General features: G+C 50.5%; 19 protein-coding genes and 1 tRNA gene. 16 read left to right on the plus strand and 4 right to left on the minus strand.

The window, feature by feature from the left end:
• The first annotated feature begins 265 nt into the window (after positions 1-265).
• The 4 genes from J0M34_07200 (at position 266) to rho (ending at position 4,147) form a co-directional block, all read left to right on the plus strand.
• Entirely contained in the window at positions 266-1,297 is a 1,032-nt protein-coding gene (locus tag J0M34_07200; GenBank protein ID MBN8544033.1) for a uroporphyrinogen decarboxylase, read from the plus strand.
• Positions 1,294-2,280: a ferrochelatase gene (locus J0M34_07205; GenBank protein ID MBN8544034.1), complete on the plus strand. Its 987-nt coding sequence runs from the start codon at positions 1,294-1,296 to the stop codon at positions 2,278-2,280. Before J0M34_07200 ends, J0M34_07205 begins: the two co-directional genes overlap by 4 nt.
• Before the next feature lie 15 nt (positions 2,281-2,295).
• Positions 2,296-2,727: a protoporphyrinogen oxidase HemJ gene (gene hemJ, locus J0M34_07210; GenBank protein ID MBN8544035.1), complete on the plus strand. Its 432-nt coding sequence runs from the start codon at positions 2,296-2,298 to the stop codon at positions 2,725-2,727.
• Positions 2,728-2,887: 160 nt separating this feature from the next.
• Complete coding sequence (gene rho, locus J0M34_07215; protein MBN8544036.1) at positions 2,888-4,147, plus strand: transcription termination factor Rho; 1,260 nt, start codon at positions 2,888-2,890, stop codon at positions 4,145-4,147.
• Between the two features lie 3 nt (positions 4,148-4,150).
• On the opposite strand, the gene J0M34_07220 is transcribed toward rho, so the two are convergent.
• Positions 4,151-4,645, minus strand: coding sequence for a hypothetical protein (locus J0M34_07220; protein MBN8544037.1), 495 nt, complete (start codon positions 4,643-4,645; stop codon positions 4,151-4,153).
• Positions 4,646-4,820: 175 nt separating this feature from the next.
• Here J0M34_07220 and mdh point away from each other — a divergent pair, with 175 nt between their 5' ends.
• The 7 genes from mdh (at position 4,821) to J0M34_07255 (ending at position 13,701) form a co-directional block, all read left to right on the plus strand.
• The gene (mdh, locus tag J0M34_07225; GenBank protein MBN8544038.1) at positions 4,821-5,783 is read left to right on the plus strand and encodes a malate dehydrogenase; all 963 of its coding nucleotides are present in this window, start codon (positions 4,821-4,823) and stop codon (positions 5,781-5,783) included.
• 26 nt (positions 5,784-5,809) lie between these two features.
• Positions 5,810-6,982, plus strand: coding sequence for an ADP-forming succinate--CoA ligase subunit beta (gene sucC / locus J0M34_07230; GenBank protein MBN8544039.1), 1,173 nt, complete (start codon positions 5,810-5,812; stop codon positions 6,980-6,982).
• 9 nt (positions 6,983-6,991) lie between these two features.
• Positions 6,992-7,867, plus strand: a complete 876-nt coding sequence (sucD, locus tag J0M34_07235) for a succinate--CoA ligase subunit alpha (protein MBN8544040.1) — start codon at positions 6,992-6,994, stop codon at positions 7,865-7,867.
• 134 nt (positions 7,868-8,001) lie between these two features.
• The gene (locus J0M34_07240) at positions 8,002-10,902 is read left to right on the plus strand and encodes a 2-oxoglutarate dehydrogenase E1 component (protein ID MBN8544041.1); all 2,901 of its coding nucleotides are present in this window, start codon (positions 8,002-8,004) and stop codon (positions 10,900-10,902) included.
• Between the two features lie 9 nt (positions 10,903-10,911).
• The gene (gene odhB / locus J0M34_07245; protein ID MBN8544042.1) at positions 10,912-12,096 is read left to right on the plus strand and encodes a 2-oxoglutarate dehydrogenase complex dihydrolipoyllysine-residue succinyltransferase; all 1,185 of its coding nucleotides are present in this window, start codon (positions 10,912-10,914) and stop codon (positions 12,094-12,096) included.
• Positions 12,096-12,314 carry a hypothetical protein gene (locus J0M34_07250; GenBank protein MBN8544043.1) on the plus strand — a complete coding sequence of 73 codons (219 nt, stop codon included), beginning with the start codon at positions 12,096-12,098 and terminating at the stop codon, positions 12,312-12,314. Before odhB ends, J0M34_07250 begins: the two co-directional genes overlap by 1 nt.
• A 1-nt stretch (position 12,315) precedes the next feature.
• On the plus strand, positions 12,316-13,701 hold the full coding sequence (locus J0M34_07255) for a dihydrolipoyl dehydrogenase (protein MBN8544044.1): 1,386 nt from the start codon (positions 12,316-12,318) through the stop codon (positions 13,699-13,701).
• Here the strand turns inward: J0M34_07255 and J0M34_07260 are convergent.
• Positions 13,698-16,745 (minus strand): L-glutamate gamma-semialdehyde dehydrogenase, encoded by a 3,048-nt coding sequence (locus J0M34_07260; GenBank protein ID MBN8544045.1) that lies wholly within the window; start codon positions 16,743-16,745, stop codon positions 13,698-13,700. The genes J0M34_07255 and J0M34_07260 overlap by 4 nt on opposite strands.
• An 11-nt stretch (positions 16,746-16,756) precedes the next feature.
• Here J0M34_07260 and J0M34_07265 point away from each other — a divergent pair, with 11 nt between their 5' ends.
• From J0M34_07265 to J0M34_07285, 5 genes are all read left to right on the plus strand, one after another.
• A complete protein-coding gene (locus tag J0M34_07265; GenBank protein ID MBN8544046.1) occupies positions 16,757-17,689 on the plus strand; it encodes a sulfate ABC transporter substrate-binding protein in 933 nt (310 codons plus the stop codon).
• On the plus strand, positions 17,686-18,525 hold the full coding sequence (gene cysT / locus J0M34_07270; protein MBN8544047.1) for a sulfate ABC transporter permease subunit CysT: 840 nt from the start codon (positions 17,686-17,688) through the stop codon (positions 18,523-18,525). The genes J0M34_07265 and cysT overlap by 4 nt, the downstream gene beginning before the upstream one ends.
• Positions 18,501-19,346: a sulfate ABC transporter permease subunit CysW gene (gene cysW / locus J0M34_07275; protein MBN8544048.1), complete on the plus strand. Its 846-nt coding sequence runs from the start codon at positions 18,501-18,503 to the stop codon at positions 19,344-19,346. The genes cysT and cysW overlap by 25 nt, the downstream gene beginning before the upstream one ends.
• Positions 19,336-20,487 (plus strand): TOBE-like domain-containing protein, encoded by a 1,152-nt coding sequence (locus tag J0M34_07280; protein ID MBN8544049.1) that lies wholly within the window; start codon positions 19,336-19,338, stop codon positions 20,485-20,487. The genes cysW and J0M34_07280 overlap by 11 nt, the downstream gene beginning before the upstream one ends.
• A tRNA-Arg gene (locus tag J0M34_07285) sits at positions 20,488-20,564 on the plus strand.
• 1 nt (position 20,565) lies between these two features.
• On the opposite strand, the gene J0M34_07290 is transcribed toward J0M34_07285, so the two are convergent.
• Together J0M34_07290 and J0M34_07295 are read right to left on the minus strand one after the other, a co-directional pair.
• Positions 20,566-20,778, minus strand: coding sequence for a hypothetical protein (locus J0M34_07290; protein MBN8544050.1), 213 nt, complete (start codon positions 20,776-20,778; stop codon positions 20,566-20,568).
• Entirely contained in the window at positions 20,775-22,601 is a 1,827-nt protein-coding gene (locus tag J0M34_07295; protein MBN8544051.1) for an HAD family hydrolase, read from the minus strand. Before J0M34_07295 ends, J0M34_07290 begins: the two co-directional genes overlap by 4 nt.
• Positions 22,602-22,604 lie beyond the last annotated feature (3 nt).

Raw genomic sequence — 22,604 nt, forward strand, 5'->3', positions numbered from 1 at the left:
TCAGAAAATTATCCACCTGTGACACAGTTGCGCGGTTGGTCTGTGAATTGGGTGTGTAGATGGTTTGTCCCCGATGTCCTGTTGGTGATTTTCCGCTGTGGATTGAATTACTTGTCTGGAATCTGCACATTTTTATGCCTTCAAAAAACAGGGCGTGTATATGCGCGTAGAGGTGGGGAGTAGTTTTGAGTTTGCGTGAATCCCCATTATATGCCATCCCCACTACCACCTCTATTCTTATTTAATATAAAGAAAGTAGTAGTAAGTGACCGAGGATAAACTTCTCATATCGACCCTTCAGGGTAAGCAGTCGGATCAAGTTCCTTTTTGGTTCATGAGGCAAGCAGGTCGATTTTTACCAGAATATAAAGCGACGCGAGCGACAGCGAGCGGTTTTTTAGATTTATGTTTCTCTCCAGAAAAGGCAGCGGAGGTAACCTTACAACCGTTGCGTCGTTTTGGAATGAGCGCAGCTATTTTATTTTCCGATATCCTTGTGATTCCCTATGCGCTTGGTGTTGATGTTAGGTTTGCAGAAGGTGAAGGACCAATCGTTGAAGTAACAAACACCAAGCAACGTATTGATGCTTTTCAAGTTGATAAAGTGAGAGAGCGTTTAGAGCCTGTTGCTCAAACCGTAAGGTTAGTAAAAAAGGAATTGCCAAAGGGCGGTGCCCTCATTGGATTTGCTGGAGCTCCTTGGACAGTAGCGTGCTACATGCTGCAAGGAAAAAGCGGCAAAGAATTTGCCAAGGCACGTCAGTTCGCACAGGCAGAACCAGTATTGATGCAATCGCTCATCGACAAAATAACGGATGCAACGATTGAATATCTCAAAATGCAGATCGATGCAGGTGCAGAAGCGATCCAGATTTTTGATAGTTGGTCGGGATTATTATCACCTGCACAATTTGCAGTATGGTGCATTAAGCCAACAACGAAAATCGTCAAAGCATTGCGAGCTTATAAAAAAGAAATACCGATTATTGGTTTTCCAAAAGGTGCGGGATTGTTTTTGAAAGATTATGCGCAAACGGGCGTTGATTGCTTTGGTATTGATATGAACACCCCCATGGAGTGGGCAAAACAAAATGCGCAAGGCCGTGCCTTGCAGGGTAATCTCGATCCGTTATTGCTGTGCTATGATTTGAAGGGTGCATTGGACGAAGCAAAGCGTATTTTAGAAACGATGAAAGATTCAGCATTTGTGTTTAATTTGGGTCACGGCATGATTCCTGAAATGCCAATTTCGCATGTGGAAGCGCTTTCAAATTTACTGAAAGAATACCGCCGATGACACGGAAAGCCGTGATACTTTTTAATCTCGGTGGCCCTGATTCATCTGAAGCAGTGCAGCCCTTTTTATTTAATTTATTCAATGACCCCGCGATTATCGCTGTGCCAAACCCTATGCGGTATTTTTTGGCAAAATTGATTTCGTCGCGTCGTGCACCAAAGGCCCAAGGTATTTACGCCGAGCTAGGCGGTAAATCACCGATTTTGGAAAATACCAAAGAGCAAGCAGAAGCGCTACAAGCAGCGCTAGGGTCAAATCATAAGACATTTATTTGTATGCGTTATTGGCACCCAATGAGCGATGAGGTAGCCAAACAGGTGAAAGCATATAATCCCGATGAGATTATTCTTTTGCCGCTTTATCCGCAGTTTTCGACGACAACGACAGGCTCTTCGGTGAAGGATTGGCAGCGCGCGGCATCTGCTGCGCAATTGAATGTGCCCACGCGCATTGTTGGATGTTATCCTATTCAGAAAGATTTTATTACCGCGCAGGCAAAATTGATTCGCCAAGCGTATGAAAAAGCATCGGCGCAAGGCACCCCGAGAGTGCTGTTTTCAGCGCACGGCTTACCAGAAAAGATCATTGCCAAAGGTGATCCTTATCAATGGCAAGTGGAACAAACGACGCTCAAGGTCGTTGAAGAGCTTGATATTTACGGACTTGATTTTGTGAATTGCTACCAGTCGCGTGTTGGCCCTTTGAAGTGGATCGGGCCAAGTACGGAAAATGAATTGTTGCGCGCAAAAGACGATAATGTTCCGATTGTTCTTGTGCCAATAGCGTTTGTGTCAGAGCATTCTGAAACACTGGTGGAGCTCGATATCGAATATTGCCACCTTGTTGGCGACGCCCCCTATTTCCGCGTGCCGACAGTTTCGATCGAATCTGCCTTTATTGAGGGACTGAAACAGCTTTGTTTGAATGAGCCGCCCGCGCGTATCTGTCCGAAAGAATGGACAAAGTGCCCCTGTAAAGCGTAGGAGTGTTTCATGGATATGTATCTGCTTGCCAAGACACTTCACATCATCAGCGTCATTAGTTGGATGGCGGGCATGTTGTATATGCCGCGCCTTTACGTGTATCACGCCGAAACCAAGGTTGGCTCCGACGCCTCCGAGATGCTGAAGGTGATGGAGCGCAAGCTGCTGCGCGCCATTATCAACCCCGCCATGATCGCGAGTTGGGGGTTTGGTATCTGGTTGATAGTGATAACGGGGTTTGGCGGACCGGGGACAGGCGGGTGGATTCACGCTAAGATTTTGCTCGTTTTGGGTCTTTCGGGGATGCATGGCTGGTTTTCAGTCATACGAAAGAAGTTTGCTGCGGACGAACGGCCACACTCTCATAAATTCTATAGAATTATCAATGAGTTGGTAACTTTATTGATGGTCGGGATTGTCGTCTTGGTGGTGTTTAAGCCCTTCTAAAAATCCAGCAAAATAAGGCGCTTGGATAAAAAAAGCTTGACCCTGTGATTCATTTCTATATAAGTGGTGCATCTTTGATTGCAGATGGCCCAAAATTTTCGCGCCGTTTCTGCCCTCTTCCCAAAAACATCCGCCTTCACAACCCTCCGAGATTCCAACCATGAGACTACAAGACCTAAAAAGCAAAAAACCTAACGAACTGCTTGAAATGGCAGAACAGTACGGCGTTGAAAACGTTGGCAACATGCTTAAGCAAGAAATGGTCTTCGCCATTTTGAAACGCATGGCGGAGCAAGGTGAAGAAATTATCGGCGTTGGTGTGATTGAAGTCCTGCAGGACGGATTTGGCTTCCTGCGCTATCCAGAAGCAAACTACCTCGCGGGTCCAGACGATATTTACGTCGCGCCGCAAATTGTTAAAAAGATTGGTCTTCGTACGGGCGATACGGTTGAGGGTATTTTGCGCGCCCCTAAAAACGAAGAGCGTTATTTCGCGCTTAATCATGTGAAATCAGTGAATTTTGACGAGCCAGAGAAGTGCCGTCACCGCGTGAATTTCGACAACCTAACACCGCTTTATCCTGAGCAAAAACTCAAGATGGAGTTTGTTGATCCGACTAAAAAGGAAGATCTGTCGCGCCGTGTGATTGACCTTGTTGCGCCACAAGGTAAGGGCCAGCGTACGCTGGTGGTTGCGCCGCCGCGCACAGGTAAGACGGTGATGTTACAGAACATTGCGCACGCAATTACGGCAAATCACCCTGAATGTTACCTCATTGTGTTGCTCATCGACGAGCGCCCTGAGGAAGTGACCGACATGTCGCGCACTGTGAAGGGCGAAGTGGTTTCCTCGACCTTCGACGAGCCAGCGACCCGCCACGTGAATCTCGCGGAAATGGTCATTGAAAAAGCTAAACGACTTGTTGAACACAAGAAAGACGTTGTGATTCTGCTCGACTCGATTACCCGTCTTGCGCGCGCCTACAACACCGTGATCCCATCATCCGGCAAGGTATTGACTGGCGGTGTGGATGCCAACGCGCTTCAGCGCCCAAAACGCTTCTTTGGTGCGGCGCGTAACATTGAATTCGGCGGTTCGCTCACCATCATCGGTACGGCGCTGATTGAGACCGGCTCGCGCATGGATGAAGTGATTTTCGAGGAATTCAAAGGTACGGGTAACTCTGAAATTATTCTGGACCGCAAAATGTCCGACAAACGCGTGTACCCTGCGATTGATATCGCCAAGTCAGGTACGCGTAAGGAAGAAATGCTCTACGAAAAAGGCGATGTTTCCAAGATCTGGATGCTTCGCAAAATCCTCAACCCCATGGGGCCAATGGATGCGATGGAGTTCCTGCTCGATAAGATGAAGGACACCAAGTCGAACGAAGAATTCTTCGCAAGAATGAATAAATAGCGATTAGCGAGCAACAGATTGCTGTTCGGCCGCTTCTTGCGCCCTCAGCGCTTCAAAACCGAGTGATACGCGACGCGATGGAAACATCTCGATAGTTTCACCAGCGCGATGCTGTAGCTCGATAAAGCTTATATTGCTCCGCTCTCCAAGATAACGGTCGGTTTTCGCGTAATTGCAGGTTGTCATGGGCGTTAAAAATACGCCTTTAACAGGAATCATTTCGTGTGGTTCTTGTATCATTTTTTCTGGCACTGAATTAATGCCTTCGCAGACTCTTTTTATTATTCTGTCTAATCCATCATCGTCGTCAGGGCGCAACCATAAAAGCTCTTTTGCGGCATCGCGATTAAACGCAAAAACGCTTATATTGCCAGAGAGAGTAGATTTAGCCTCGTGTGAAAAATCTCTGAGCGAGCCATCGCTCAGCGCAGCGGCGAGGCGTACGGCCTGACGGTCTAGGCTTAATAATGCAGCTCTCTGTGTTTTTTCATCACCCATGAAGTAATCCTTAGCTTGGAATTGTTAAGAAAATGTTACGAAGCTGCATCAATTTGGAGAATGCGTCGCAACTTTACCCTTTCTTCATACTTACCCCCTATAACCACAATCCTCAGTTGCGTTTGGCCATGTCCTATGGTTAAACGCCTTAAAACCAAAAATACGGGAGATTCGCATGGCTCAGAGAAAGAAAATCGCATTGATTGGCGGCGGCAATATTGGCGGCACCTTGGCGCACTTGGCCGCACTCAAAGAATTGGGCGATGTGGTGTTGTTCGACGTGGTCGAGGGCTTACCGCAAGGTAAGGCGCTTGATATTTCCCAATCATGCGCGGTTGAGCGCGTTGACGCGAACGTAAAAGGCACCAATAGTTACGAAGATATCAAAGGCGCGGATGTGGTGATTGTCACCGCAGGTATTGCACGCAAGCCCGGCATGAGCCGCGATGATTTGGTGAATACCAATACGGGCATCATCACCACGGTTGGTGAAAACCTCAAGAAATATGCGCCAAATGCCTTTGTGATTGTGATCACCAACCCGCTTGATGCAATGGTATGGGTGATGCAGCAAGTGACGGGCTTTGATCCTAAAAAGGTTGTGGGTATGGCGGGCGTTCTGGACTCAGCGCGCTTTAGCTACTTCCTCGCGGAAGAATTCAAGGTCTCGCAAAAAGATATTACCACCTTCGTGCTTGGTGGTCATGGCGACACGATGGTGCCTGTGGTGAGCTATTCGACCGTTGCGGGCATTCCTGTTCCAGATCTCATTAAAATGGGCTGGACGACGCAGGAAAAGATGGACAAGATTGTTCAGCGCACGCGTGATGGCGGGGCTGAAATCGTTGGCTTGCTGAAGACGGGTTCGGCGTATTATGCACCCGCGGCTTCGGCGATTGAAATGGCCGATGCGTATTTGAAAGACCGTAAGAAATTGCTGCCGGTTGCGGCGCATCTCACGGGTCAGTATGGCCAGAAAGATATTTACGTTGGCGTGCCGGTCATTATCGGCGCGGGCGGTGTTGAGAAAATCGTTGAGATCGCGTTGCCTGCGGATGCGCAGAAGCAATTTGATCATTCGGTGAATGCGGTGCGCGAGCTTTGCGGCGGCATTAAATTAGAGAAGCGTGCTGCTTAAGGCACTTTGTTTAGGAGCGTAGTAATATGAATATTCATGAGTATCAGGCGAAGTCTGTTTTAGCAAAATTCGGAGTAGCAGTGCCACGTGGTGGCGTTGCCTATACGCCAGCAGAGGCAGAAGCAGCGGCGCAAAATTTAGGTGGCGCGCTTTGGGTAGTAAAAGCGCAAATTCATGCTGGTGGTCGCGGTAATGCGGGCGGCGTGAAGCTTGCGAAGTCGCTTGATGAAGTGAAGCGTTTGACCAAAGAAATGCTCGGCATGATCCTTGTTACCCATCAAACGGGTCCTGAGGGTAAGGAAGTAAAGCGTGTCTATATCGAAGAAGGTTCGGACATTGGCGAAGAGCTTTATTTGTCGGCGGTGCTTGATCGTAAATATTCAGCGATCACGTTCATTGGTTCCAAAGAAGGTGGCGTGAACATCGAGGATGTGGCACACAATACGCCCGAGAAAATCATCACCGTTCCTGTTGATCCAGCCGCAGGTTTCCAGCCGCACCATGCGCGCAAATTGGCGTTTGGTATGCAGGTTCCAACCGAGCTTCATGGCGAATTCGCGAAATTGGTTGAGGGTGTTTACAATGCCTTCTTGCATACGGATGCATCGCAAGTGGAAATTAACCCGCTCGTGATCACTAAGCAGAAAAAACTCATCGCGCTTGATGCAAAATTCAACTTCGATGACAACGCGCTGTTCCGCCAGCCAGAGGTTGCTGAGATGCGCGATGAATCCGAAGAAGATCCGCTTGAATTGCAGGCGGGTAAATTCGGCCTTTCCTACGTGAAAATGGACGGCAACATTGGTTGCATGGTGAATGGCGCAGGCCTTGCCATGGCGACGATGGACATCATCAAGCTTTATGGCGGCGAGCCTGCCAACTTCCTCGATGTGGGTGGTGGTGCCAATAAAGAAAAAGTGACCGAAGCATTCAAATTGATTCTCTCGGATCCGAATGTTGAAGGCATCTTGGTCAATATTTTCGGCGGCATTATGCGCTGCGATATTATTGCGGAAGGTATTATTTCGGCGGCGCGTGAAGTCAGCCTTAATGTGCCGCTCGTCGTGCGTTTGGAAGGCACGAATGTGGAGTTGGGCAAGAAAATGCTCGCAACATCTGGCCTGCCGATTATTGCGGCTGACAACCTTGCCGATGCTGCAGAAAAAATCACCGTTTCCGTTAAGAAAAAAGCGGCATAAGGAGTTATCATGTCCATTCTCGTTAATAAGAATACTAAAGTAATTTGTCAGGGCTTCACGGGTCGTGAAGGCACCTACCACTCTGAGCAAGCAATTGCTTACGGCACGCAAATGGTGGGCGGTGTTACGCCTGGTAAGGGCGGCACGAAGCATCTCGAGCTTCCCGTGTTCAACACAGTGCACGAAGCAAAGGCTAAAACAGGCGCAAATGCGTCGGTGATTTATGTTCCGCCTCGTTTTGCAGCAGACGCGATTTTGGAAGCAATTGATGCAGAAATCGAATTGGCGATTTGTATTACCGAGGGCATTCCCGTGCTCGACATGGTGAAAGTAAAGCGCGCGCTTTCGGGCTCGAAGACGCGTTTGGTGGGTCCAAACTGCCCAGGCGTGATTACGCCAGGCGAGTGCAAGATCGGTATTATGCCTGGCCATATTCACAAAAAAGGCCGCATTGGTATTCTTTCGCGCTCAGGCACGTTGACCTATGAGGCAGTGGGCCAGACGTCGGCGATTGGCCTTGGCCAGTCTAGCTGCGTAGGTATTGGCGGCGACCCCGTTAATGGCACCAACTTCGTTGATGTGTTGGAGCTATTCCTCAAGGATGACGAGACGGACGCGATCATCATGATTGGTGAAATTGGCGGTGATGCAGAAGAGCAGGGCGCTGAGTTCCTCAAGAAGTCGAAAATCAAAAAGCCAATCGTAGGCTTTATTGCTGGTCGTACGGCTCCTCCAGGTCGTCGTATGGGTCACGCGGGCGCGATTGTTTCGGGTGGTTCAGGCGGCGCAGAGGACAAGATTGAAGCCATGAAATCTGCAGGCATCAAAGTGACTGATAATCCAAGCTTTATGGGTCGCACCATGAAAGAAGTTTTGGGTAAATAGCCCATAATAGTGCACAACCCAAACTGATTGACGCAGTCAACTAGTTTTGGAATTTTCTTGAATTTCCAATGGGTGAGGCCTACAACCCAAGGGAGCGTATGGCTCATCATACGCACTCGCACTTGGGACCTTTTATGTCACGCGAAACGCTTGAAAATTCCTATCTGTACGGCGCGAACTCTGTTTTTATTGAAGAGCTTTACAAGCGCTACCTTGCCAACCCTGCATCGGTAGATGCGAGCTGGCAGAAATTCTTTGCCGCGCTTGGCGACCCAAGCCCGCAAAAGCCGTCATGGGATAAAACACCCTCCGCGGTGATTGGGCAGGCAGATCCTGATGCTGCTCAAAAAGCAGATAAAACGAAAGGCGCCGGCGCCTCGCCAGCCGATCCGAAGGCGATTGAAGCGGCGGCGTGGGACGCTATTCGTGCCCAACGCTTGATTCGCGCATACCGCGTGCGCGGCCACTTGGCGGCGGATCTTGATCCGCTTGGTTTGGAGCCACCTAAGTCGCATCCTGACCTTGACCCCGCGACGTATGGATTTACCTCTGCTGATTATGATCGCCCGATTTATTTGGGCGGCACGCTCGGATTCGAGCGCGCAAGCTTGACTGAAATTCTGGGTATTCTACGTGCAACCTATTCGAGCGCGATTGGTTTCGAGTACATGCACATCCAAGATCCTGCGCAGCGCGAATGGATTCAGTCGCGCATTGAAGCCGCGCAAGGCCGCCCAAACCTCACGAAAGACGAGAAGAAGCGCATTTTGAATACGCTGCTTGAGGTTGAAGGGTTCGAAGAATTTGTGCAGCTAAAATATACGGGCATGAAGCGCTTCTCCGTGCAGGGTGGCGACGCAATGGTGCCTGGTTTGGAAGCGATTTTGGAAACAGCAAGCAATCTTGGTGTAGAAGAAATTGTTATTGGTATGCCGCACCGTGGCCGTATGAACGTACTCACCACCATCATGGGCAAGCGCTATTCGGAGCTGCTGTCGATTTTTAATGGCAACTTGGATTTCCCTGAGTCGGTCAATTCATCGGGTGATGTGAAATATCACCTTGGCGCATCGCATGATCGCGTCATGTCGAATGGTAAGAATTTGCACTTGTCGCTTAACGCCAACCCTTCGCACTTAGAGGCAGTGAACCCTGTTGTAGTGGGTAGAGTGCGTGCAAAACAGGACCAGAAAAAAGACGGTGTGCGCAGTAAAGTAATGGGCTTAACCCTGCATGGCGATGCCGCATTCGCGGGCCAAGGTTCGGTGCCAGAGACGCTCGCGCTTTCGGATTTACGCGGCTATCGCACGGGTGGCACGGTGCACGTTATCGTGAACAACCAAATTGGTTTTACCACCGCACCACGTTATTCGCGGTTTACGCCCTATCCAACGGATTGTGCGAAGTCGGTTCAATCGCCTATTTTCCATGTGAATGGTGAAGATCCAGAAGCCGTGATATTTGCATGTAAGCTGGCGACAGAATTCCGCCAACAGTTCCAGCGCGATACGGTGGTCGATATTATTTGTTACCGTAAATACGGCCATAACGAGGGTGACGAGCCGATGTTCACCCAGCCTATCATGTACAAAACCATTGCTCAAAAACAGTTACCTGCACGTATTTATGCGCAGAAATTGATCGCCGAAGGCACGCTGTCTGAAGATGAGGTGGCAGCAGAAATTGAGAAACTCAATGTGCATTTCAATAAGGAATATGAAGCAGGCAAGGACTTCAAACCCAACAAGGCAAACTGGCTTGAGGGTAAGTGGAGCGGCTTTGCGCAGCCAGAAATTGGTCTTGGCAAAGAGCCAGATACAGGCGTGGACCTCAAGAAGCTGAAAGAAATTGGCGCCGCGTTGACGCAATTCCCGCAGGGTTTCAACATTAACCGAAAAGTAGAGCGTCAGCTAAAAGCTAAGCAAGAGATGATGGAAACGGGTGAAGGCCTTGATTGGGCAATGGGCGAGGCATTGGCCTTTGGTTCGTTGCTTAAGGAAGGAAAGCCGATTCGTTTGACGGGTCAGGATTCGGGTCGCGGCACGTTCTCGCATCGCCATTCCGTATTCATCGATCAAGAAACAGAAGCGCGCTTTGAGCCGCTCAATCATTTAGGCGGTGAACAGGCGCACTACGAAGTGCATGATTCAAACCTCAGTGAGTTTGCCGTACTCGCGTTCGAGTATGGCTATTCGCTCGCCGAGCCAGAAGCGTTGGTGTTGTGGGAAGCGCAGTTCGGTGATTTCGCCAATGGCGCGCAGGTGATCATCGACCAGTTTATCGCAAGCGGTGAGATCAAGTGGCTGCGTATGTCGGGTCTCGTGATGTTACTGCCGCATGGTCATGAAGGTCAGGGTCCAGAGCATAGCTCGGCACGCCCTGAGCGTTTCTTGCAGCTTTGTGGTGAAGACAACATGCAGGTCTGCAATATCACGACGCCTGCGAACTTCTTCCATGCGTTGCGCCGCCAGATTGTAGGCCGTAAATTCCGCAAACCTTTGATTGTAATGACGCCAAAATCACTATTGCGTCACAAGCTTGCTACCAGCTCGCTCAAGGATTTTGCACCAGGCTCTAGCTTCAAGCGCGTAATCGGCGAGATCGACAAGATTGCAGCAGATGACAAAGTAAAACGCCTGATTTTCACGAGCGGTAAGTTCTATTACGAATTGCTGGAACAGCGTCGTGAGCGCAAGGCAGACGACGTCGCGATTGTGCGTGTCGAGCAGTATTATCCTTTCCCGCGCAACGAGATTGAAGAAGCGTTGGTAAAATATAAAAACGCTGAAATATTCTGGGCACAAGAAGAGCCGGAGAATATGGGTGCGTGGCGCTTTATTGGCCCACGTATCGGCGACGTGTTGGATGCATTGGGTCGTAGTAATCAGCGTATTCGTTATGTGGGCCGCAAAGAAGCCGCGTCTCCTGCAGAAGGGTACATGAAGCTGCACCAGCGCGCACAAGCTGAGATTGTCGAAAAAGCCTTCGCACCAACGGAAGATGCGAACGCACAAAAACAACGTAAGAAAGCATAGGAGATTTTCATGGCAACCAAGGATATCGTCGTTCCAACTTTGGGCGAGTCGGTGAGTGAAGCGACCATCGCCAAATGGTTCAAAAAAGTGGGCGACGCAGTGAAAGTCGATGAGCCGCTTTGTGAGCTCGAAACCGATAAGGTGACCGTTGAGGTACCATCACCTGCTGCTGGCGCGCTGAAGGAAATTCTCGCTGCGGAAGGTAGCAATGTTGGCGTTGGCGCGATTTTGGGTAAAATTGAAGTGGGCGCTTCTGGCGCTGTAAGTGCGGCAGCACCTGCTGCGGCTCCCGCCCCTGCCCCTGCGAAAGCGGCAGCACCTGTTGCTGCGCCTGCTGCGGCAAATGGCCCTGCAGTAACCAAGATGCTGGCAGAGAATCCGCAAGTGAATCCTGCAAGCATCTCCGCTTCTGGCAAAGATGGTCGCATCACCAAGGGCGACGTGATTACTGCGCTTGAGGGCGATGGTATGGGTACGAGCGGCGCTGCTGCTGGACCACGCGAAGAGCGCGTGAAGATGACCAAATTGCGCCAGACCATTGCACGTCGTTTGAAAGATTCACAGAACACGGCGGCGATTTTGACTACGTTCAACGAAATCGACATGACGAACGTGATTGCGCTGCGCAACGAATACAAAGACGAGTTCGAAAAGAAGCACGGCATTAAGCTTGGCTTCATGGGCTTCTTCATCAAGGCTGCAGTGAACGCGCTCAAACAGGTTCCTGCAGTGAATGCGGAAATTGCTGGCGATGATATCATCTACAAAAACTACTACGATATCGGCGTTGCTGTTGGTGGTGCGCAGGGTCTTGTGGTTCCAGTAGTGCGTGATTGCGACAAAAAGTCGCTCGCACAAATCGAGGCGGATATCGCGATGTATGCTGACAAGGCACGTAGCGGCACGCTGAGCATGGCAGAAATGACGGGCGGTACCTTCACCGTTTCGAATGGTGGTGTGTATGGCTCGCTGATGTCGACGCCTATCGTCAACCCACCACAATCGGGTATTTTGGGCATGCACAAAACCGAAGAGCGCCCCGTGGCAGTGAATGGCCAAGTGGTGATTCGTCCGATGATGTATGTGGCGCTTTCGTACGACCATCGCATCATTGATGGTCGTGAGTCAGTGACCTTCCTTGTGAAGGTGAAGCAGGCGATTGAAGATCCTCGCCGCTTGTTGCTAGGTCTTTAATGCTACGTTTGCTGCTCGTGATGGTTTTGCTCGCGTCGCCGCTTGCGGCATGCGCCAAGGCATCGAGTAGCAAGCAGAGTAATGCTTCGAATACGCAATCTGAATCCTCCAAAGAGGAAGATGCCGAGGAAGATGATGAAGAAGAAATGGACGACGTTCTCGATACGAATGAGACCGAAGATTTCATGGATGATTTAATGGAAGATGATGGGTTTTAATATGAGCGAAAATTTTGACGTAGTGATTATTGGTGGTGGCCCTGGTGGTTATGTTGCGGCAATTCGCGCGGCGCAGTTGGGCTTGAAAACAGCATGTGTTGAAAAGCGCGGCACCCTTGGCGGAACTTGCCTTAATGTGGGCTGCATTCCGTCGAAAGTATTGCTGGAATCATCCGAAAAATATCACGACGCACAGCATGAATTCGCCAAGCACGGTATTGACGCGAAGGTGTCGCTGAACCTCAAGACCATGATGGGCCGTAAGGACGAGGTGGTGTCGAGCTTTACCAAAGGTATCGAGGGTCTTTTCAAGAAAAATAAAGTTACCTACCTAGTAGGCCATGGCAGCATTAGCGGTAAGAATGAGGTGACTGTTGAGGGCAAGAAATACGGTGCGAAGAACATCATCATCGCGACGGGTTCTGAGGTAACACCGCTTCCCGGTATTACGATTGATGAAAAACAAATCGTGTCATCTACCGGCGCGCTGGAGCTTAAGGAAGTTCCCAAGAAGCTCGTGGTGATTGGTGCGGGTGTTATCGGGCTTGAGCTTGGCTCGGTCTGGGGACGTCTGGGTGCGGAAGTAACGGTCATTGAATATCTCGACCGTATTACGCCGGGCATCGACAATGAAATCTCGAAACAGTTCCAAAAGATTCTCGAGAAGCAGGGCATGACATTCCGCCTTGGTAAGAAAGTAACTGCCGCAAAAGCAGGCAAAGGCGTTGAGCTGACCGTGGAAGACGCAGCAGGCGGCAATGCCGAGACCGTGAAGGCCGACGTGTTGCTGGTCGCAGTGGGTCGCCGCCCTTATACCCAGAATTTGGGCTTAGAGAGCGTTGGCGTGAAATTGGATAATCGTGGCCGCATCGAGGTCGACGAACATCTACAAACCAATGTTGCGGGCATCTACGCGATTGGTGACGTGATTGCAGGCCCTATGCTCGCCCACAAGGCCGAGGAAGAGGGCGTGGTGTGTGTCGAGCATATCGCAGGTCAGAAGCCGCACATTAATTACGATGCGATTCCAGGCGTGGTTTATACGTGGCCAGAAGTTGCCACCGTGGGCAAGACCGAGGAGCAGCTCAAAGAATCAGGCGTTGCCTATAAGGTCGGCAAATTCCCATTCATGGCAAACTCACGTGCACGCGGCGCGGGCACGCCAGATGGTTTTGTGAAAATTCTGGCGGATGCGAAGACCGATAAAGTCTATGGCTGCCATATCATTGGTCCACATGCGGGCACGATGATTCATGAAGTCTGCATTGCGATGGAATTTGGTGCCTCGAGCGAAGATATCGCCCGCACCTGCCACGCCCACCCAACGCTCAATGAGGCGGTTAAGGAAGCGGCGTTAGCAGTAGATGGCCGCGCCGTTCATATCTAGCTAAGCAACTCGACATTCCCGCCAATGGCGGCGGTGTTAATGGTCGTGGTGCGTTCATGTGCAAAGCGTAGCAGATAGTATGGGCCGCCCGCTTTGGGACCCGTACCTGAGAGGCCTTCGCCGCCAAAGGGCTGCACGCCGACCACGGCGCCAATCATCGAGCGATTTACGTAGCGATTGCCGACATGGACAGCGCTTAGGATTTCGTCCATCCCGCTTCTTAGGCGCGTATGTAGGCCGAAGGTGAGGCCATAACCTGTTGCGTGAATTTGCTCGATGACGTGTGGCAGCTCTTTAGCCTTGAAGCTGATGAAATGCAGGATGGGACCGAAATGCTCTTCCTCCAAGTCGCTAAGGGACTGGATGGGGAATACATGTGGTATCACGAAGCTGTCATACGCGATATTAGCGGCATCTACGGGGGTGGAGTGATACCAGCGTACGGCGCGAATCAGAGCCTTTTTATGTGCTTTTAGTTTGGTTTGGGCTTCTTCGTCGATCACGGGGCCGATCTCGGTGGTGAGTTCTTTTGGATCGCCGAGGCGCAATTCATCCATCGCGCCCATGAGCAATTCACGCAGCGCAGGCACAATATCTTCCTGCACGAAGACGCAGCGTAGCGCCGAGCAGCGTTGACCCGCCGAACCAAAGGCGCTGGTGATGATATCATCCACCGCTTGTTCGAGTAGTGCCGAGCTGTCGACAATCATTACGTTCTGGCCACCCGTTTCAGCAATGAGTGGCACGATTGGTCCGTCTTTTTCGGCCAAAGAACGCTGGATAAGTTTGGCCACATAGGTAGAGCCCGTAAAGCAGACACCTGCCGTGTGTGGCGATTTAATCAGCGCGGCGCCCACGGTTTCACCTTTGCCGCAGACGAGTTGTAGTACGTCTTGGGGAACGCCCGCGCGGTGCAATGCTTCAACTGCTTTTGCCGCAATCGCAGGTGTTTGTTCGGCGGGTTTGGCAAGCACGCAATTGCCCGCAACGAGTGCGGCAACGACTTGGCCCATGAAAATAGCGAGAGGAAAATTCCACGGGCTGATACACACGAACACACCACAACCATGTAAGCTTAGCACGTTGCTTTCACCCGTTGGTCCCGTAAGCGTTTGCGGGGTGAAGAGCTGCTCGGCATGAAGTGCGTAATAGCGACAGAAGTCGGCTGCCTCACGGATTTCAGCTAGCGCATCATAGATGGTTTTTTTGCCCTCTTGCTGTAGCAGCGCAATCCACTCCATTTGCTCGGCTTCGAGTATATCGGCTGCCTTTCGTAGCATCTCTGCGCGGGTGGCGATGGGTGTTACGTCCCATGATTTTTGCGCAGTTTTTGCTGCAGCAAAGAGGTTGGGTATTTCTTTTACGTTAGTGTCCCTTGGCGCTTCATATTTTTTGCTGAGAAGTGGTTTCAGAGCGCTGGTTACGCGCTCATATTCGGCACGATAGCCAAGCTCAAAGCCACCAGAATTCTTGCGATTACCATACAGATTTACAGGTAATGGAATCGCAGCGCTTGGCATGGAATTAGCGGCAAGTGATAGCGTAATCGGACTTTCGGTGAGGGAGTCAATCGGCGTGGCTTGGTCGAGCAGTAAATGGACAAAACTGGTATTCGCGCCGTTTTCCAATAAGCGACGAATGAGATACGCCAGCAAGTCTTTGTGTGCACCTACGGGCGCGTAAATGCGGCTGCGATATTCGCCCACCAGTTGGTCATGCAGGCTCTCGCCCATGCCATGCAAGCGCTGGAATTCGAAGGCCGACACGGCCAGCGATTTTGTTTTTGCTAATTCGATAATCGTGGCGACGGTGAGGGCATTATGCGTAGCAAATTGCGGATAGAGCACGTCTGTTGCAGCAAGCATTTTTTGCGCGCAGGCAAGATAGGAAAGATCGGTGTAGAATTTCTCCGTGAAGACAGGATAACCGCTTAATCCATTCACTTGGGCATATTTTATTTCGCTGTCCCAATAAGCGCCTTTCACGAGACGCACGGGGATTTTATGGCCCGTTTCGCGCGCCATGTGAATGAGGGCATCAACGGCGTAGAATGCACGCTTTTGATAGGCCTGTAATACAAAGCCAATACCTTCGAACGCAGCGAATTCTGGATCACGCAGAAGCTCATAATAGAGTATCAAATGAAGGTCGAGACGGTTGGCTTCCTCTGCGTCCAACGATACGGCGATGTCGTGTTTCATGGCTTCGCGTACGATGGTTTTGAGGCGCGGCAGAAGCTCAACGAGTACACGGTCGCGCTGCAAATAGGCATAGCGCGGATGCAGGGCGGAAAGCTTTACGGAAATGCCTGGTTTAGAAAATAATTCACCCGTGCGATTCGCGCCGATTTTGGCAATCGCTGCCATATAGGCATCGACATAATGTGCTGCTTGTTTTTGGGTACGCGCGCCTTCGCCCAGAATGTCATAGGACATCATGTAGCCTTGCTTTTCAGGCTTGGCGGCGTTCTTAATCGCGTCGTCAATGTCTTCGCCCATGACAAACTGCTGGCCGATGAAACCCATAGCAGAGCGCAGTGCTTGGCGAATGACGGGCTCACCCGAACGTTTTACAAGTCCACCAAACCAAGAAGCGAGCGAGTCGCCCGAATCCAGTTTAAGCACTTCACCGGTAAGCATTAGTCCCCATGTGCCTGCGTTGACCAATGTCGAATCGCTTTGCCCTAAATGCTGTTTCCAGTTGCCTGATTTGAAAGTGTCTTCAATCAGCGAATCGGCGGTGGTGCTGTCGGGGATACGCAGCAGCGCTTCTGCCAAGCAAAGCATGGCGATGCCTTCTTTGGTGGAGAGGCCGTAGGATTGTAAGAATGCCTCTACGGCCGTGCCAGCACCAATCGCGCGCTGTTTGGTGATGAGTTCGCTGGCGCGGGTGCGTACGCCCGTGTCCATTGCTGTGAGAGGTTTGGTTGCCGCAAGCAGTGCGTTCACGGCGCGTGTTTCGTCGAGCAAGGCGTTGCTGCTGACCTCAAGCAACAATGTGTCGAGTGGAATGGTTGAATCTTGCTTTTGTGCGGCGCGCGTCATAGGGTTACTGCATGGTAAAATGGTTTACTATTCTGACGCTGACATTAGCCGCTTCTCACGCATTCGCCAAGCCCGAACGTGAAACACTTCTACATGTTTCGTATGATGCGACGCGTGAGCTTTTTGCTGACTATAATCGCCACTTCAAGAGCACTCACCCCAAGGCGCGTATTCGCATGTCGCATGGTGGGTCGGGGAAACAGGCCCGCTCCGTTATGGATGGTCTGCCAGCAGACGTAGTATCGCTAGCGCTAGAGTATGATGTTGAGATGATTGCACAAAAACGCGCCAAGCCCGTCGTGCCACGTGTCCCGTTTTATTCGACAATCGTGTTTTTGGTGCGGGCGGGAAATCCCAAACAAATCTATGATTGGGGTGATTTGACGCGACCAGATGTGCGGGTATTGACGCCCAATCCCAAAAGCTCAGGCGGCGCAAGGTGGGGCTATTTGGCGGCGTGGGGTTATGCCCAAGCGCGCTATGGTGAAAATTCCCCAGCAGCGCGTGACTACATGAAATCATGGCTTAGGCATGTGCCGGTATTTGATACGGGAGCGCGTGCCGCGACCACCAATTTTGTGCGACGTAAGCAAGGCGACGTGTTGATTACGTGGGAGAATGAAGCGCATCTGGCGCAGAAATATTTTGGAGCGGACGCATTCGAAATTGTGATGCCGCGAGTGACTATAAAGGCAGAGCCAGTGGTGGCGGTGCTTAGTGAAGCTGCCATCGCCAATGACTATGTTGAAGGGCTTTTTGGGCCAGATGCACAAGCTCTTGCCGTGCAGCATTTTTTCCGCTCAGCGACAATGCGTGATGATTTGCAAAGCTTGAATCATACGCGCGTGCTAAACATCGAAGCGTTCGGAGGCTGGAAAAAAGCCCAAGCAGAACATTTTGACGCAAATGGCCTATTCGACCAATTCATGAAGAGGTCCGAATGAAATTCCGCCCCTTCGCATTGACGGCGCATAGCGTGCTTCCTGCCTATCCTCTTGCGATGGGCACAACACTATTGTGCTTGTTTAGTATTGTGGTGCTGCCATTGGCGGTGCTGGTGTTGAGCGTGACGCAACTTACATGGGTAGAGATCATGCGCGTTGCAACGGACGCGCGGGTGCTAGCGTCGTTTCGCGTCAGCATCATGGCTGCCGTTGGCTCAGCGATGATTGCGGGGATTTTGGGTATAGTGATTGCGTGGGTGTTGGTGCGTTATGAATTTGCAGGGCGTGGCTTTCTCAACGCGTTGATTGATTTACCGTTTGCATTGCCGACGGCGATTGCAGGCATTGCGCTTTGCGCCGTTTATGCACCCGATGGTTGGGTTGGCGGCTATCTGCAATCTATCGGAATTGAGTTGGTGTTTAATCAGGCAGGCATCTGGCTGGCACTAATATTTGTTGGCTTGCCTTATGTTGTGCGCGCACTTGAGCCAGTGTTGGAAGCGCTCGATAGCGAAATCGAAGAGGCCGCACTTTCGCTTGGTGCAACTCATGGGCAGATGTTTTTGCGCGTGTTGTTGCCGCATTTATTTCCAGCGCTGGTCTCTGGATTTTCGCTCGCGCTGGCGCGAGGATTTGGTGAATTTGGCTCAGTTATTTTTCTTTCCAGCAATATTCCGCAAGTGGCAGAAATTGTGCCGCTAGTGATTTTGGTGAAGCTCGAAGAATATGATATGGCGGGTGCGCATGTGATTGCGGTGATGATGCTTATGGTTTCGTTTGCGGTGCTTTACGGACTTAACAGCGTGCAGCAATGGAAAGTGAGTCGCGTCGTATGAAGCACATGGCAACGCATGAACCGCTCGCATGGCGAATGGGCCTGTCTTTAATCGCGATTAGCGCGATTTTGCTGCTGATCGTCTTGCCTGTTATTGCGGTTTTCACAGAGGCCTTTAGCCAAGGTCTTGCGGTGTTTCTAGAAAGCATCAGTGAAGCGGATGCGGCGGCGGCGATTATGCTTACAGTGGTGGTCGCGGCGATTGCTGTGCCATTCAATGTGGTATTTGGCGTGGCTGCAAGTTGGGCGATTGCGAAGTTCCAGTTTCGCGGCAAGCGCTTGCTGCTAACGTTGATTGACCTGCCCTTCTCGGTGTCGCCTGTGATATCGGGCGTTGCGTTTGTACTGCTCTTTGGCGTGCATGGATTGATCGGTGATTGGTTGGTGCGCCATGATATCGAGATTATTTTTGCGCTGCCCGGCTTGGTGCTTACCACCATATTTGTGACCTTCCCTTTTGTGGCGCGAGAATTAATCCCCCTTATGCAAGAACAGGGGCGCGAAGAGGAAGAGGCTGCGATAATGTTAGGCGCAACGCCGTGGCAAATGTTCTCGCAAGTGACCTTGCCAAACATTCGACTTGGACTGCTTTATGGCGTGCTTTTATGTAATGCGCGCGCCATGGGCGAGTTTGGTGCTGTCTCGGTCGTATCGGGTCATATACGTGGTGAGACAACAACCATTCCGCTTTATGTGGAGATGCTTTATAACGAATATAACTTTGCGGCAGCCTTTGCGGTAGCGTCGGTATTGACGTTGCTTGCGCTCATCACTTTGGCTGCTAAGCAATGGGTGGAGAGGAGGAAGCTGCATGGGCATTAGCATACAGCAGGTCAGTAAGCGATTTCGGGAATTCAGCGCGCTCAAGGATGTGTCGCTGTCGATTGCGGACGGGGAGTTGATAGCGTTGCTTGGGCCCTCTGGTTCGGGCAAGACGACGTTGCTGCGCATGATAGCGGGGCTTGAGAAACCCGATAAGGGCGTCATCCAGATTGCCTCAAAAGCGAATGTCTCAGCACGCAGTGCGGTGGGCTTTGTGTTTCAGCATTATGCATTATTCAAACATATGAGCGTTTTTGAAAACGTTGCGTTTGGTCTTCGTGTGCGCAAGGGTGCGCACAAACTTTCCGAAGAAGTGATTCATGAGAAGGTCATGAAGTTGCTCAATCTTGTGCATTTGGAATCCTATCATGCGCGTTACCCGTCGCAGCTTTCGGGTGGACAGCGCCAGCGTGTCGCGTTGGCGAGAGCGCTAGCGGTGGAGCCAAAAATTCTACTGCTCGATGAGCCCTTTGGTGCGCTAGATGCGAAGGTGCGCAAAGAGCTAAGACGTTGGATGCGCAGGTTGCATGAGGAGCTGAACATCACCACGATTTTCGTAACGCATGACCAAGAAGAAGCCATGGAAATGGCCGATAGAGTGGTGGTGATGAGCCAGGGGAAAATCGAGCAAGTGGGAACGCCCGAGCAGGTATATTTACAACCCGCTAACGGCTTCGTGTATGATTTCTTGGGGCATTATAACGAGTTTGACGCGTGGCAATTGCCCGACGGAACGTTGCTTCTACAAGAGGGCGAAAAGCAAGAACCCGTGCGCTTGCTAAGCGAGAAAAGTAATGATTGGGTAAAGAAGATTCCCCTGCTTTCGCGCTTGTTGCGCGCCGAACAGCCCAAGATACCCGTGTCACAAACCAAGAGCGTTGCGTCCAATACGGTTGGGGTTCCCGTGAAGGTATTTTGCAGACCACATGAGCTCTATTTTTACATTACACGTGAGCCGGGAACGGTGAAGGCCGAGATCATTCACATGAATCCTGCGGGTCCGCTTGTGAAAATTGAACTAGAGCGCGAGAATGGCGCATTGCTGGATGCAGAATTGCCTAAAACGGTTGTCGATCAATTGCATTTGATGAAGCACCAAGCAGTCTATGTCATGCCTAAAAATATGAAGGTGTTTGCTTAAGGGGTCGTAGCTCAGCTGGATAGAGCAAGCGTTTCCTAAACGCTAGGTCGGAGGTTCGAATCCTCTCGATCCCACCACTTACGCATCGGCTTTGTTTTGTTGAATACGCAGCATCAAGAGCGCATCAAATTCTGCTTTATTCAGTGGTCGCCCTTCATCAGAGATGAGCAATGGTGAGGCTTGCGTAAAACCTACGCCCACTTCGTAGATTTCAGCTTTTATAGCTTTGCCATTTTGCATTTTGATGCGGCACGGCATGCTGTCGAATTTATAATATGCCCAGTTGCTCATCGTTCCCTCACAGGCTGTAGAGGCTCGCTTTTTGGTTTGTTATTAATCATATCCAACATGCGCTCTGGAATAATCTCGGCGCCCTTTTTCTGGTTCAGTTCGCGCGCCATTTTTACATATTCTTGCTGCCAGCTAGGATCCGCGTCACGAATATAGGCGATATGAACAAGCTTGTGCACGTTTTGTAGTTGGGTAACGGCGTCTGCCACTCTCTCCTTCTTTTCGTCAGGGCTTAGAGCTTCCAGCTCATCATCCATCATGGCTGGGATAACAAGATCTTCTCGGCGCTGTAGTGTGGTCGGAGAAGCTTCAGCGCGAGCGTCTTTGTGGCCGATGTAGTCGCGTAAGAATGTAGAAAGATAAAATAGGGTTTCTTTGTTGTCGATGGCCCTCAAAACTTTAGTAATATCGTGATCAGGAATTGGGCTATTCTTTTCCTGAGCAAGGCCTCTGCTTACATGATTTATATAGGATTCCAGCGACGGGTGCGAATTAACATTGGCCACGAAATCATCTTGCATCATGTGCTCAATCAAGCGTGACCAAAAGCGAATGCGTTGAATCACACTTTCCAGCTTGGAATCATTGGGAAGTTCAAAATCACGACGTATTTCGTACATCAAATGACTGATGCGATCTGCGCGATTGACCTGATCTTTTTCACCAATGCTGATGTCGGCAATAAGGCCGTGAAAAGCGATATTAAACTCGTCGCTCACATTCCCACCATCGCGCATATGCATCGATTCTATGACGTGTGGGTAGCTAGTGACGAGGCGGTCGCGAATATGATGCAGCGTTTCAGGAAAACTTTTTGAAGTGAATTTAATACGAATCAAATCATCAATCGCATTTTCTTCTTTGCCACGTGCCAGCGCCTTATCTTTAGTGCGTTCTTCATTTTTGGGACCATTGGCAATAATGCGAATATCCAAGCGCATTTCTTTGGCGAGTTTGTTGAAATGCATGGCGAGGTACTTGTCTTTAGGGGTTCTGCTTCTCTCTTCGTCGGATAGTTTTGACCACTTTTCTTCGGTACTTTTTTCCACGCTTTCTAAAAGATCCGATGCGTTGTCGCGTGTTTTCAGGAATGTACGGAAGGTAACCAGAATGGCCTTGCGCACGAGCGCATATTGCATTTCCTGCGCACGAGCGAGTAGTGTTTGCAGATCATCCTTACCTTGGGTGATGCGCACCAAATTCTTTTTGCCCGCGTGGGGATTTTTTATTTCGCTAGCTTTCTGCGGATCATCACTGAAATTAAGCAAATGGTCGTAGCGCAGCATATGTAGCGTTTCAGGGAGGTCCTGGTGCGTAATGCTGTGGCTTGTTTCGATTGGCAAGTTATGTTCTTGGCGTGGCTCGCCCACTAATATTGGCAGTGCGCCCGCACGCTCGGCGGCCCGCATATCATGCGGTGTGTTTCCGATGTAGACGCGTTTATAGCCTTCATAATTCTTATAGCCATCCAGCAATAGGAAGGGAGCTGGCTTGCGCCGTAGTGATTCTTTTCCTGCTTTGAAAATAGGAAAGCCATGGTCTGGCGTATCTAGGTTTCCGAAGATGGACTCATAATCTTCCGGGAAAGCCTTCATAAGCTTTTCTTCGACAGATAGCTTGTCGCCATCATCGTTTGTGGCGATGAAGAAGGGTATATTTTGTGCTTTGAGATATTTCAGGGTCTCAAGCGCGCCCTTTATAGGCGTTACAGCGCCCGTTTGTTTGTCGTAATTTAGCAGCGTACCATTCAGGTCCAGTCCTACCACCAATTTGTTATTGGCCGGGTGGTCGCTATGCGGGATTGTAAATACCGAGTCGGGCATAGC

The sequence above is a fragment of the Alphaproteobacteria bacterium genome (genome assembly GCA_017302575.1).
GTDB lineage: Bacteria > Pseudomonadota > Alphaproteobacteria > Rickettsiales > UBA3002 > JAFLDD01.